Source organism: Microbacterium sp. IO18 (genome assembly GCF_049099505.1).
GTDB classification, from domain to species: Bacteria; Actinomycetota; Actinomycetes; order Actinomycetales; family Microbacteriaceae; genus Microbacterium; species Microbacterium aurugineum.
The window spans coordinates 240,236-252,506 of sequence record NZ_JBMJAF010000001.1 but is presented as its reverse complement, the minus strand read 5'-3'; the positions used below and the strand labels follow the sequence as shown (position 1 = coordinate 252,506).

Genomic DNA, 12,271 nt, shown 5'->3' with positions numbered 1-12,271 from the left:
ACCGGCGGATAGGATTCTCGGATGCTCTTCGTGGACGACCCGCTCCCCTTCCGCCCGAAGAGGGTGCTGGTGGCCGGGGTGTCCGGGTCGGGGAAGACCACACTGGCAGGTCGCATGGCGGAGATGTGGGACCTTCGTCACGTCGAGATCGACGGGCTGTTCCATGGGCCGGGCTGGACTCCGAGGCCGGAGTTCCTCGACGACGTACGCGCCTTCGCTTCGGACAACCGCTGGATCACCGAGTGGCAGTACACGAGCAAGGGCACGGATGCCGTCCTCACCCCGCGCGCGCAGCTCGCGATCTGGCTCGACTATCCGTATCCCGTGGTGCGCAGACGTCTGATCAGACGCACCCTGGCCCGCGGCGCCCTGCGACGAGAGCTCTGGAACGGCAACCGCGAGAAGGGGCGGTGGAACATGCTCAGCCGCGATCCCGAGAAGAACATCCTCGCGTGGCAGACGGCCACGCTCCACAAGTGGGCCGAGCGCTTCCCCGCGTTGCAGGACGACTTTCCCCACCTCACGATCGTCCGGCTGCGTCATCCGCGGGAGACGGAGCGGTGGCTGCGCTCTCAGGCTGAGGCGTCGGGGGTGTCGATCGCGCCCCCGAAGCGACGGTCGCGCGCCACGTAGATCCCGATCGCCCGCCACAGCTCCTCCCGGGAGAAGTCCGGCCAGAGCGTGTCGAGGAACACCATCTCGGCATACGCCGACTCCCAGAGCAGGAAGTTCGAGGTGCGCTGTTCCCCGGAGCTGCGCAGGAACAGGTCGACGTCCGGCATGTCGGGCACATACAGGTGGCGGCGGACCATCTTCTCGCTGATCGCCTTCGGCTTCACACGTCCGGCAGCGACATCCTCGGCGATGGCTCGCATCGCGTCGACCAGCTCCACCCTTCCGCCGTAGTTCACGCACATCGTGAGGGTGAGGACGTCGTTGCCACGGGTCAGCTGCTCGGCGTACTGCAGCTCCTTGATGACACTTCCCCAGAGCCTCGGCTTGCGCCCCGCCCACCGGATGCGCACGCCCCACTCGTTCAGCTGATCGCGTCGCCGGTGCAGCACGTCACGGTTGTATCCCATGAGGAAGCGGACCTCTTCGGGGGAACGCGCCCAGTTCTCCGTCGAGAAGGCGTACACCGAGAGGTGCTTCACGCCGGCCTGGATCGCACCGGCGACCACGTCGAGGAGCACCTCCTCCCCTGCCTTGTGGCCTTCGATGCGATTGAGCCCCCGGCGATTCGCCCATCGACCGTTGCCGTCCATCACGATCGCCACGTGCTCCGGCACCGCCGCGAAAGCGGGAGGATACACACCGGTCCAGTCCAAGGGACGATACGGAACGGCGTCTTTGTGCGTGTACGGCTTGGGAGTCACCGTGCTCCTTCGGAGGGGATGTCGGACACATGCGCGAGCGAGCGGATGCCGCGCTCCAGGTGCCATTGGGCATAAGCGGAGACGAGGCCGGAGGCTGCGGCCGTGTCGGCGTGCGAAGCGGCATCGATCACGTCCCACTCCCCCGCGAGGAGGGAGCGGAGCAGCGCCAGCGTCCTCTCGGCGACGCGCGGGCTTCCCGCCGGGGCGCAGTTCTCGCACACCACTCCGCCCAGCTGTGCGACGAACCGCGCATGCGGGCCGGGGACGCCGCATCGGGCGCACTCGTCGAGGGACGGCGCCCACCCCGACAGGGACATCACCCGCAACAGGTAAGAGTCGAGGATGCTCCGTGCTCCGTGTTCGCCGCGCGACAGAGCACGCAGTCCGCCGACGAGGAGCAGGTACTGGTCGGAGGTCGCTTCGGCATCGCTCAGCCGGTCGGCCGTCTCCACCATGGCGTTCGCCGCGGTGAAGCGGTCGTAGTGCGCCGCGATGTCCGCACCGTAGGAGCCGAGCGACTCGGCCTGCTGCACGATGTCGAGGGAGCGTCCCTGGTAGAGCTGCACGTCGGCCACCATGAACGGCTCGAGCTTGGCGCCGAACTTCGACGAGGTGCGGCGCACCCCCTTCGCCACCGCACGGATCTTGCCGTGACGTCGGGAGAGCAGCGTGACGATGCGATCCGCCTCACCGAGTTTGTGGGTGCGCAGGATCACCGCTTCGTCTCGATAGGTGGGCACCCTTCGATTATCCTCCGTGCGCGAGAATGGACGCGTGACCGAACCGCTCTTCATCATTCCGCTGTGGGCGGACCTGCTCGGCGTCGGCCTGGGCGGGGTCCAGGGTGCGATGTTCGCCTCGGGGTTCCAGGGCCAACGACGGCTCGACTGGCTCGGTGTCGCCATCATCGGGATCATGATCGGGATGGGCGGCGGTCTGATCCGCGACATCCTGCTCGGGCAGACGCCCGCGACTCTGCAGAACCAGTGGTACCTCGTCACGGCCGGTGGTGCGGCCCTCTTCGGGATGCTGCTCGCCGGCCTCTTCACCCGGCTGAACACCGCGATCGTGGTCCTCGACGCCGTCGTGATCGGAATGTTCGGCGCGTTCGGGACGAGCAAGGCTCTCGCGTTCGGGATCCCCGAGGTCCCGGCCGTGTTCATCGGGGTCTGCGCCGCGGTGGGCGGAAGCGTCCTGCGCGACATGCTCATGGGGCTGCCGACCGCGATCATGCACGTCGGATCCCTCTATGCGGTGGCCGCCGGCGCGGGGTGCACCTTCATCGTGATCGCCGTCGCACTGGGGATGCCGATCACGCTCGCGGCGATCATCGGGATCGCGGTCACCGCCGTCATCCGCGTCCTCGCCGTCACCTTCGACGTCTCCCTCCCGGAGCAGCGCCGCATCTACCGACGCAAGGTCGCCGCGGAGACGGGTGCGATCGCGATCGTGAAGCCCAGCGCCGACCTCTGAACCTCGGCTTCCGGGATGCGGCGCGGCAGCAGACGATCAGAGTGATCCGAATGCGAAACGCCCCCGGTACAAGGCCGGGGGCGTTCCACGTCGGAGATCAGACCGCTGCGAGCTCGTGCTGACGAGTGCGGATCGAACGGTTCACACCCGACACGATCGCCTTGAGCGACGCCGTCGAGATATCGCCGTCGATACCGACACCCCACAGCCGCTGGTCGCCGACCTGCAACTCGACGTAGGCCGCAGCCTGCGCGTCTCCGCCCGCGCTGAGAGCGTGCTCGACATAGTCGTACACCGTGATGTCGAAGCCCTGGCCGCGCAACACCTCGACGAAGGCGGCCACAGGTCCGTTGCCGTTCCCCGACACGGCCACCTGTTCGTCATCGTCACGCAGGACGACATCGAGCACGACGTCACCCGACATGTCGCTGCGGGTCTGCGTGGCGAGCAGCTCAAAGCGCCCCCACTTGGCCGTCGAGTCATCGGCAGGCAGATACTCGTCGTTGAAGATCGACCAGATCTGGTCGGACGTGACTTCACCGCCTTCGGCATCGGTCTTGGCCTGCACGACCCCCGAGAACTCGATCTGCAGCTTGCGCGGCAGGTCGATCGCGTGGTCCGACTTCAGCAGGTAGGCGACTCCGCCCTTGCCGGACTGCGAATTGACGCGGATGACCGCCTCGTACGAACGTCCGAGGTCCTTCGGGTCGACCGGCAGATAAGGAACGGCCCACTCGATCTCGTCGACCGTCACGCCCTCGGCGGTCGCCCGCGCCTCCATCGCCTCGAAGCCCTTCTTGATCGCATCCTGGTGCGATCCGCTGAAGGCGGTGAAGACCAGGTCGCCGGCCCACGGGCTGCGCTCCGGCACGGGGAGCTGGTTGCAGTATTCGACCGTGCGCTTGACCTGGTCGATGTCGCTGAAGTCGATCTGCGGGTCGATGCCCTGCGTGAAGAGGTTGATCCCCAGAGCCACGATGTCGACGTTGCCCGTGCGCTCGCCGTTGCCGAACAGGCATCCCTCGATGCGGTCGGCACCGGCCATGTAGCCGAGCTCCGCGGCCGCGATCGCGGTGCCGCGGTCATTATGCGGGTGCAGGGAGAGGATGACGTTCTCGCGGTGGTTCAGGTGCCGGCTCATCCACTCGATGGAGTCGGCGTAGACGTTCGGAGAAGCCATCTCGACGGTGGCCGGCAGGTTGATGATCACCTTGCGGTCCGCCGTCGGCTCGAACACCTCGATGACCTGGTTGCAGATGTCGACCGCGAACTCGAGCTCAGTACCCGTGTAGCTCTCGGGCGAGTACTCGTAGTACACCTTCGTGTCGGGGATCGTCTTCTCGAACTTCCGACACAGGCGCGCTCCTTCGAGCGCGATGTCGATGATGCCCTGCTTGTCGGTGCGGAAGACGACCTCGCGCTGCAGCACGCTCGTGGAGTTGTAGAGGTGCACGATGGCCTGCTTCGCACCGGCGATCGACTCATAGGTGCGCTCGATGAGGTGCTCGCGGGCCTGGGTCAGCACCTGGATGGTCACATCGTCCGGGATCAGGTTCTCTTCGATGAGCTGACGGACGAAATCGAAGTCGGTCTGGCTCGCCGACGGGAAACCGACCTCGATCTCCTTGTAGCCCATGCTCACGAGCAGCTCGAACATGACCCGCTTGCGCTCCGGCGACATCGGGTCGATCAGAGCCTGGTTGCCGTCGCGGAGGTCGACGGCGCACCAGCGGGGAGCCTCGGTGATTCGGGCGTCCGGCCAGGTGCGGTCGGGCAGGTGGACGTTGATCTGCTCGTGGAACGGCCGATACTTGTGGATCGGCATCGCGGACGGGCGCTGAGTGTTCTGCATGATGGGGCTTCTTCTCTTCGTCAAAATGAACGGGCCAACACAAGCGCCGCGACGAGGGAGGCCCTAGCTTGAGGACTCGTCGCGGCAGCTAAGAAGAAGCAGACCGCCGAAAGGCATGTCGTCATGCTAGCAGGGAACACGCCTCCACTTCGACGAATCTGAGACGATTGCGCGCCGCGCGACACTTCCCGCACATGAGCACATCGCTACGTCCTCTGGCCCTCGCCGCGGTATCCGCCGTCGGTCTCCTGTTCCTCGGCGGTTGCGCGTTCGTCCCCGGACCCGCGGCGGCACCCACGAACACCACGGTTCCGTCCGATCAACGGCTGGAAGAGGCGCACCCCGTGCCGCCGGAGGGGCGTGTGGTCGGGGTGGGCATGGTGCTGGACGCGAGCGGGGACGTGCAGTTGTGCCTGGGGGCGATCATGGAGTCCTACCCGCCGCAGTGCCACGGCGTGCCGTTGGACGGCTGGACCTGGGACGGCGTCGAAGGCAGCGACGACAGCGGCGAGACGACCTGGGGCGACTATGCGGTGTACGCCACCTACGACGGCGAGCGACTCACCCTGACCGATCCGCCGATCATGGCCGCACTGTACGACTCGATCGCTCCGGAGGATCCGACGGGAGGAGTCGACGGCGCGACTCCCGAGGATGAGCTCGCACGGGTCCAAGACGACATCGCGGCACGCCTCGGCACGGAAGCGGTCACGGTCGGGACGGATCGCGGATATGTCTGGGTACAGGTCGTCTGGGATGACGGCGCGATCCAGGAAGCGATGGACGCCGAGTACGGAGAAGGAGTGGTGGTCGTCAGCTCCGCACTTCGCGAGACCGACTGACCTCCGGGATCAGAGCCAGCTTCCCTCCGGGGTGTCCCGTCGCCAAGAGGCGGTGGGCGTCTTGGGCTCCCTCGAGCGGGAAGGTCTGCGCGAGGGGCACCACGAGGTCGCCGTTCTGGGCCAGCGCGATCAGCTCTCGCCGCACCTCGTCGCGGAAGCGGGCACTGGCCGGCAGGGAACCCGCGATCGCGAGGAACCCTGCGGCCGCGGCGCGACCGGGGGCCGCGATCGTGACGATGCGGCGAGGGGCGGACACGAGAGCGAGCGACACGTCCACGGCCTCGTCCGTACCGACAGCATCGAGTGCCGCCGAGATGGGCCCCGCCGCCACCTCTCTCACGCGATCGGCGAGCCCCGTGCCGTAGCGGACAGGTATGCCGCCGAATCGGGTCACCTCATCGAAGCGGTCCTCGCTCGCCGTGCCGATGACACGGATGCCTCGCAGCCGGGCCTGTTGCAGGACGCTCACCCCGACCGCGCCTGAGGCACCGTGGAGGAGGATGGTCTCCCCTGGCGTCGCCCCGGTGACCGCGAGCATCTCGGCGGCCGTGGTGCCCACGAGCAGCAGGTTCGCCGCCTCCGGATGCGAGAGGGTCGACGGTTTCGCGAACACCTTCTCTGCGGGAACGGTGAGTGCCGTCGCGTATCCGCCCCGCACCCGGAAAGCCACGACCTCATCGCCCTCCGACGCGGTCCCGGAGCCGATCCGCGTGTCCGGTCCGATCGCGATGATCTCACCGGAGACCTCGTAGCCGATCGGGACCGGAAGAGCGGAGTCGGACCTCGCCGCGGCGACGTGTTTCGCGTCGGCCGGGTTCACCCCCGCTGCGCGCACACGGATCGTCACCTCACCCGCCATCGGCGGCGGAAGGCTGACGTCGGTGAACTCCCATGCCTCGGGCGAGCCCCACGAAGTCGCGACCCAGTGTCGTGCTTCGAGCATCTTCTTCGACGTCGACATCGGCGGACTCGCTCAGGCGGCGCAGCGAAGGTTGTTCACGGCACCGGACACATTCGCCCAGTTTCCGGCGCTCACCGTCTTCAACACGGTGGCACCGTTGCGTGCGTAGACGTATCCGGCACTGCGCGCATTCGCCACGGACCGCACGGTGAAGCTCGGCGGCACGGTGCTGACTCCGCAGCCTCCGAAGGAGAGCGACGCTCCGGCCAGGGAGAGCGCGTTGTATGCGCAGAACCTGCCGGTCGCACAGCTCCCGACGGAGCGCGCCGTCAGGTCCGATACCGACGGCACGCTCAGAGCCATGTCCAGCGCCGGCCACACGGCGTGAGTCGCATCGACGATCACACCACCGGGGACGTCGTCGAGTATCGCCGCGACCAGCGGATCGACGTCATGATCATCGCGCGCCGAAGCCATGATCGGCACCGCTCCCCACGCCAGGACGGCGCCGAACAGGACGGCCGCCAGCACGGTGCGGAGCTTCATCGGACGGTGTCCGCATCGAGGTCCCACATCCGGTAGGAGATGATGGCGCCCGCGGAGAACACCCCGTCGTCCTTCAGCACCGTGCGTTCGATGCCGACGATCCGACCGGTCTCGCGCGACACCAGGATCAGGTCGCTCACGGACCCGTCCGGTGACAGGACGCGGATGCCGGACACCGGTCGGCCCAGTCGATCCGTCGTCGTCCCGAGAGCTTCGCCGCCGCCCGTCTCCGCGAGCAGAACGAGCAGTTCCTCGTGCTGCGCGTCGGTCAGCGTCCACTGGTCGAGCGCCGTGGTCATCGCCGTCTCCACGTCGAAGGCCGTCGGATCCTCCGGCATGCCGAACGCGCGGAGCATGGCGACCATGTCCTCGCCGGTCTCGCCGGGAACCGTCTTCCACGGGGTCTCGAAGTCGCCTTCTCCCATGATCAGATCGGTGACGACCTCGCCGCTGCTGGTGACCTCGGCCCCATTGCTGGCGACCGCGTCTTCCGGATCGTACGGAACACCCGCGATGATGATCATCCGTCCGGAGCCGTCGGGCTCCCAGGTGAGCGTCGACAGTTGGGGGACGACGGTCGTGGTCTTGGTGTCGACCTCGACCGAGAATCCCCACGAGGCCGTCCTGACCGTGCGCGAAGGAATCGAAGGTCCCGTCGAGTTCGCGAGGGCGACGCCCGCCTCATCGACGATCTGGGCGACGGTCGACGAGCCGCTGAAGTCGAGCGGCGACGGCGTTCCGGCGACGGCGGCACCCTGCGGTGCGAAGACGGCGAACGCCAGAGCCGCGGACGCCGCGACCGCGGTGAGACCGCCGGCCCACCCGAGCGTGCGCGCGCGACGTCGTTTCGGAGCACGCGTCGTGCGGAGGATGCGATCGCGGGTCGCGAGTGCCCGTACATCCGGCGACGCGTCACGAGGCGTGGAAGCAGGGTCGGCGTCGGTCAGCATGCGCTCGAGCACCGCGTTCTGCGTCATCACCCGTCATCACCCCCTCCCAGGCCCAGCTCCGCACGCAGGCGATCCTGTGCTCGGCTCAGCCTCTTCCGCACGCGGAACTCGGAAGCGCGCAACAACTGCGCGATCTCCCCCACCGCGAGTCCATCCCAGTACGTCAGCATGATGATACGCCGTTGTTCCTGAGTGAGGACACCCAAAGCACGGATGACTTCGAAACGACCCTGTCGGCCGGATTCCTCGTCCTCCCCGAAGACCCCCTGATGCACGGCCTCGAGCGCACTGTGCGGCATCGACTTCGGTCCGACACGCGCACGCAGGTGCCGGTCGGCGACGCGGAGCAACCAGACCCGGCCGGGTGGACGAGCAGGCCGGAGCCGGGTCCACGCGCTCAGGAAGACCTCCGAGACGATCTCGGTGACTTCCTGGTCATCCGCGACGACACCTTCGATGTGGTGCCGCACAGCTGCCCAGTGCTCATCGAACACTCGGATGAAGACCTCGTCGCGCAGCGGATTCGGGTCTTCGCTGCGCGCGTTCATGTCGCCGGGGTCGGCGGCCTTCCCGCCGCCATCGACGTGTGACCTGCTCGCATGTCAGAAGCCGAGTCTGCCTAGTTGCTTCGGGTCGCGCTGCCACTCCTTCGCGACCTTGACATGCAGGCCCAGGAACACACGGGTGCCGAGCAGTTCCTCGATACCGCTACGGGCACGAGCTCCCACCTCGCTGAGACGCTTGCCCTTGTGACCGATGATGATCGCCTTCTGGCTATCGCGTTCCACCACGATCGAGGCGTGCACGTCGGTCAGGTCGGTGCCCTCGCGCGGCGCGATGTCGTCGATCACGATCGCTATCGAGTGCGGGAGCTCGTCACGCACTCCTTCGAGCGCTGCTTCGCGGATCATCTCGGCGATACGGTCCTCTTCGGACTCGTCCGTCGTGATCCCCTCCGGATACAAGGCGGGGCCCTTCGGCATCAGCAGCAGGATCTCGTCGGAGAGCACATCGAGCTGATCGCGGGTGAGTGCCGAGAGCGGGATGACCGCTGCCCAGTCCTCGCGCAGAGCATCCACCTCGAGCAGCCTCGCGGTGATCTCGTCACGGGCCGCCGCATCGGTCTTCGTCACGATCGCGATCTTCTTCGCCCGCGGGTAGCCGTCGAGCGAAGCCGCGATCCGTCGATCCCCCGGGCCGACCTTCTCATTGGCCGGGACGCAGAATCCGATCACGTCGACGTCACCGAGCACCTGCTCCACGAGGTCGTTCAATCGTTCGCCGAGCAACGTGCGCGGCTTGTGGATCCCCGGGGTGTCGACGATGACGAGCTGCCCTTCCGGGCGGTTCACGATGCCGCGGATGGCGCGCCGTGTCGTCTGGGGCTTCTCGCTGGTGATCGCGATCTTCTCGCCGACGAGAGCGTTCGTCAGTGTCGACTTGCCGACGTTGGGTCGACCGACGAACGTCACGAACCCGCTTCGGGTTTCCTCAGTCATCGTCTCGCTCTCCTTCATCCTGCGTCGCGACAGGTTCCCCTGCCGCCCGTTCCACGAACACCGTAGCGATCCCGCGACCACGACCACGAGATGCCCCACCCGTCAGAACCAGCCCTGCCACGGTGGCCGTCGCGCCAGGCTGCGGAACCTGTCCCAGCGCCTTGCCGAGCAAGCCGCCGATCGAGTCGACGTCTTCATCCTCGAGCTCGAGGCCGAAGAGATCACCCACGTCTTCGAGGGAGAGACGCGCACTCACGCGGTATCGTCCGTGACCGAGGTCGACGAATTCTGCGGATACCTGATCGTACTCATCCGAGATCTCTCCCACGAGTTCCTCGATCAGGTCCTCCAGCGTCACGAGCCCCGAGATTCCTCCGTGCTCGTCGATCACCAGGCACACGTGCACGGCGTCGCGCTTCATCTGCTGCAGCAGGGTCTCCGCGCGCATGGACTCCGGCACGAAGGTCGCAGGCCGTGCGATCGGCCGGATCGACGCGGCCCGCCAGGCACTGTCATCGCGATAGGCGAACTGCACGAGGTCCTTGAGATACAGAACGCCGACGACGTCATCCGCGTCATCATCCACGACCGGCATCCTCGAGACGCCGCGGTTCAGGAACAGCGACATCGCCTCGTCGGTCGTGGCGGTCGCATCGACCGTCACCATCTCGGTCCGGGGCACCATCACGGCGCGGACGAACTGATCGGTGAAATCGAACACCGAGTGGATGAGGTCGCGATCGTCTTCCTCGATGAGGTCGTTCGAGGCGGCCTCGTCGACCATGCTGAGCAGCTGATCCTCACTGGTGAAGGAGCTGCGACCGGTGCCCGGCGTGACCCTGTTGCCCAGCACCACGAGCGCCTGGGCGAGCGGGCCGAGGATGATGCGGAGGCCGCGCACGATCGACGCGGTCCGGCGGATCATGCCTTCGGCGTGCTGGCGGCCGAAGGAGCGCGGACTCGCACCGACGAGCACGAACGTGATCGCCGTCATCAGCACGGCGGCGGCGAGCATCGCCCACCAGTTGTTGTCGATGAGGATCGTGAACGCGACCGTCACGAGGACGGCTGCGGTGACCTCCGCCAGCACGCGGATGAAGGCGACGGCGTTGACGTGCGCATCCAGATCGGCGGCGATGCGTCGCAGAGCCTTCGCTTTGCGCCCCTCATTCGCCATATCGGCGAGACCGACGCGAGAGGTGACACCGTATGCGGCATCGATCGCGGCCATGAGACCGCCGAAGGCGACCAGCAGGACGGCTCCGATGAGCAGGAGGACGGCCGTCATCGGCGGCGTTCGGACGCGGCGAAGCCCTGGATCAGCTCCTTCTGCAGTCCGAACATCTCACGCTCCTCGTCGGGTTCAGCATGATCGAAGCCGAGGAGGTGGAGCAGCCCGTGCGTGGTGAGCAGGATGAGCTCGTCCATCAGCGTGTGCTTCGCCGCCTGAGCCTGCGTCTCGGCCACCTGGGGGCACAGCACGATGTCGCCCAGCAGTCCGGGAGCGGTCGGACGGTCCTCGGTGCCGGGACGGAGCTCGTCCATCGGGAAGCTGAGCACATCGGTGGGACCGGGCTCGTCCATCCACTGCACGTGAAGCGCCTCCATGGCACCCTCGTCCACGAGGACGATGGCGACCTCGGCATCCGGGCTGACGTGGAGCTGCGCGAGGTTGTAGTCCGTGAGCCGCTGCAGCACGGTCTCGTCGACGTCGATGGCCGACTCGTTGTTGATCTCGATCATGAGAGTCCTCGTTTCGGCATGCGGTCCCGCGGTCCGGGGCGCTGCGCCCCTCGGCGGTCGGCCCTGTTGGCGAACTCGGCGGCCTGTTCGCGTTCGAAGCGCTGGGCGGTGCGCTTCTCGTCATACTCGCTGTACGCGTCGACGATGCGGCCGACCAGCGAGTGCCGCACGACGTCGGCGCTGGTGAGCCGCGCGAAGTGGATGTCGTCGATACCGTCGAGCACACGCGTCACGAGTCGGAGACCGGACGAGCCCTGCGGGAGGTCGACCTGGGTGATGTCGCCCGTCACCACCATCCGCGTGCCGAAGCCGAGACGGGTGAGGAACATCTTCATCTGCTCGGGCGTGGTGTTCTGGGCCTCGTCGAGCACGACGAAAGAATCGTTCAGCGTGCGCCCGCGCATGTACGCGAGTGGAGCGACCTCGATGGTCCCCGTCGCCATCAGACGCGGGACGATCTCCGGGTCCATCATCTCGTTGAGGGCGTCGTACAACGGCCGCAGGTACGGGTCGATCTTGTCGGTGAGCGTGCCGGGAAGGAACCCGAGCCGCTCCCCCGCCTCGACCGCGGGCCGCGTGAGGATGATCCGGGTGACCTCCTTGCGCTGCAGCGCCTGAACGGCCTTCGCCATCGCGAGGTAGGTCTTGCCGGTACCAGCAGGGCCGATGCCGAAGACGATCGTGTTCTCCTCGATCGCGTCGACGTACTCCTTCTGGCCGAGGGTCTTCGGACGGATCACCTTGCCACGCGTCGTCAGGATCGCCTCACCGAGCACCTCGCTGGGACGCGGTCCCCCCTCCTGACGCAGCATGCGTGCGGAACTGGAGACGTCGCTCGGAGCCAGATCGTGCCCGGCCCGGGTCATCGCGAGCAGCTCCTCCACGAGTGCCTTCGCCTTCCCGACCGCGTCGATGTCACCGCCGAGGGTGATCTCGTTCCCGCGGACGAGCACCTGGACGTCAGGATGCTCCCTCTCGAGCATCCGCAGCAGACGGTCCTGCGGGCCGAGCAGCTGCACCATGGCGACTCCGTCGGCATAGATCGTCTCGACGGACTCGGGAGGCCGGCCGCCCAGGCTGCGCTCCTGC

Annotated in this window: 14 protein-coding genes; 3 read left to right on the top strand and 11 right to left on the bottom strand. The window is 67.1% G+C overall.

The genetic code is table 11. From position 1 onward, the window contains the following. The first annotated feature begins 21 nt into the window (after positions 1-21). Positions 22-633 carry an AAA family ATPase gene (locus ACLF6J_RS01255; RefSeq protein ID WP_134351377.1) on the top strand — a complete coding sequence of 204 codons (612 nt, stop codon included), beginning with the start codon at positions 22-24 and terminating at the stop codon, positions 631-633. Here ACLF6J_RS01255 and ACLF6J_RS01250 read toward each other — a convergent pair. Together ACLF6J_RS01250 and recO are read right to left on the bottom strand one after the other, a co-directional pair. Beyond that, a complete protein-coding gene (locus tag ACLF6J_RS01250) occupies positions 573-1,376 on the bottom strand; it encodes an isoprenyl transferase (protein ID WP_131491188.1) in 804 nt (267 codons plus the stop codon). The two genes, ACLF6J_RS01255 and ACLF6J_RS01250, sit on opposite strands and share 61 nt — an antisense overlap. Further along, positions 1,373-2,116: a DNA repair protein RecO gene (gene recO / locus ACLF6J_RS01245; RefSeq protein WP_134351379.1), complete on the bottom strand. Its 744-nt coding sequence runs from the start codon at positions 2,114-2,116 to the stop codon at positions 1,373-1,375. Before recO ends, ACLF6J_RS01250 begins: the two co-directional genes overlap by 4 nt. Positions 2,117-2,150: 34 nt before the next feature. Between recO and ACLF6J_RS01240 the strand changes: the two genes are divergently transcribed. After that, a complete protein-coding gene (locus ACLF6J_RS01240) occupies positions 2,151-2,849 on the top strand; it encodes a trimeric intracellular cation channel family protein (RefSeq protein ID WP_047520132.1) in 699 nt (232 codons plus the stop codon). A 97-nt stretch (positions 2,850-2,946) separates the two neighbouring features. Here the strand turns inward: ACLF6J_RS01240 and leuA are convergent, their stop codons facing one another. Continuing rightward, positions 2,947-4,701 (bottom strand): 2-isopropylmalate synthase, encoded by a 1,755-nt coding sequence (leuA, locus tag ACLF6J_RS01235; protein WP_131491189.1) that lies wholly within the window; start codon positions 4,699-4,701, stop codon positions 2,947-2,949. A 194-nt stretch (positions 4,702-4,895) separates the two neighbouring features. On the opposite strand from leuA, the gene ACLF6J_RS01230 reads away from it, so the two are divergent. Next, on the top strand, positions 4,896-5,543 hold the full coding sequence (locus ACLF6J_RS01230; protein ID WP_134351381.1) for a hypothetical protein: 648 nt from the start codon (positions 4,896-4,898) through the stop codon (positions 5,541-5,543). Here ACLF6J_RS01230 and ACLF6J_RS01225 read toward each other — a convergent pair. The 8 genes from ACLF6J_RS01225 to ACLF6J_RS01190 are packed head-to-tail and all read right to left on the bottom strand — an operon-like array spanning position 5,515 to position 12,204. Beyond that, the gene (locus ACLF6J_RS01225) at positions 5,515-6,504 is read right to left on the bottom strand and encodes an NADP-dependent oxidoreductase (RefSeq protein ID WP_208526466.1); all 990 of its coding nucleotides are present in this window, start codon (positions 6,502-6,504) and stop codon (positions 5,515-5,517) included. The two genes, ACLF6J_RS01230 and ACLF6J_RS01225, sit on opposite strands and share 29 nt — an antisense overlap. 12 nt (positions 6,505-6,516) lie before the next feature. Beyond that, positions 6,517-6,990: a hypothetical protein gene (locus ACLF6J_RS01220; protein WP_134351383.1), complete on the bottom strand. Its 474-nt coding sequence runs from the start codon at positions 6,988-6,990 to the stop codon at positions 6,517-6,519. Next, positions 6,987-7,967, bottom strand: a complete 981-nt coding sequence (locus ACLF6J_RS01215; protein ID WP_134351385.1) for a hypothetical protein — start codon at positions 7,965-7,967, stop codon at positions 6,987-6,989. The genes ACLF6J_RS01220 and ACLF6J_RS01215 overlap by 4 nt, the downstream gene beginning before the upstream one ends. Next, positions 7,967-8,488, bottom strand: a complete 522-nt coding sequence (locus ACLF6J_RS01210; RefSeq protein ID WP_047519953.1) for an RNA polymerase sigma factor — start codon at positions 8,486-8,488, stop codon at positions 7,967-7,969. Before ACLF6J_RS01210 ends, ACLF6J_RS01215 begins: the two co-directional genes overlap by 1 nt. Positions 8,489-8,542: 54 nt before the next feature. After that, a complete protein-coding gene (gene era, locus ACLF6J_RS01205; protein ID WP_081996895.1) occupies positions 8,543-9,457 on the bottom strand; it encodes a GTPase Era in 915 nt (304 codons plus the stop codon). Continuing rightward, positions 9,432-10,727, bottom strand: a complete 1,296-nt coding sequence (locus ACLF6J_RS01200; protein ID WP_047519951.1) for a hemolysin family protein — start codon at positions 10,725-10,727, stop codon at positions 9,432-9,434. Before ACLF6J_RS01200 ends, era begins: the two co-directional genes overlap by 26 nt. Further along, positions 10,724-11,182, bottom strand: a complete 459-nt coding sequence (gene ybeY, locus ACLF6J_RS01195) for an rRNA maturation RNase YbeY (RefSeq protein ID WP_047519949.1) — start codon at positions 11,180-11,182, stop codon at positions 10,724-10,726. Before ybeY ends, ACLF6J_RS01200 begins: the two co-directional genes overlap by 4 nt. Further along, positions 11,179-12,204, bottom strand: coding sequence for a PhoH family protein (locus ACLF6J_RS01190; RefSeq protein ID WP_134353839.1), 1,026 nt, complete (start codon positions 12,202-12,204; stop codon positions 11,179-11,181). The genes ybeY and ACLF6J_RS01190 overlap by 4 nt, the downstream gene beginning before the upstream one ends. Positions 12,205-12,271: the final 67 nt, after the last annotated feature.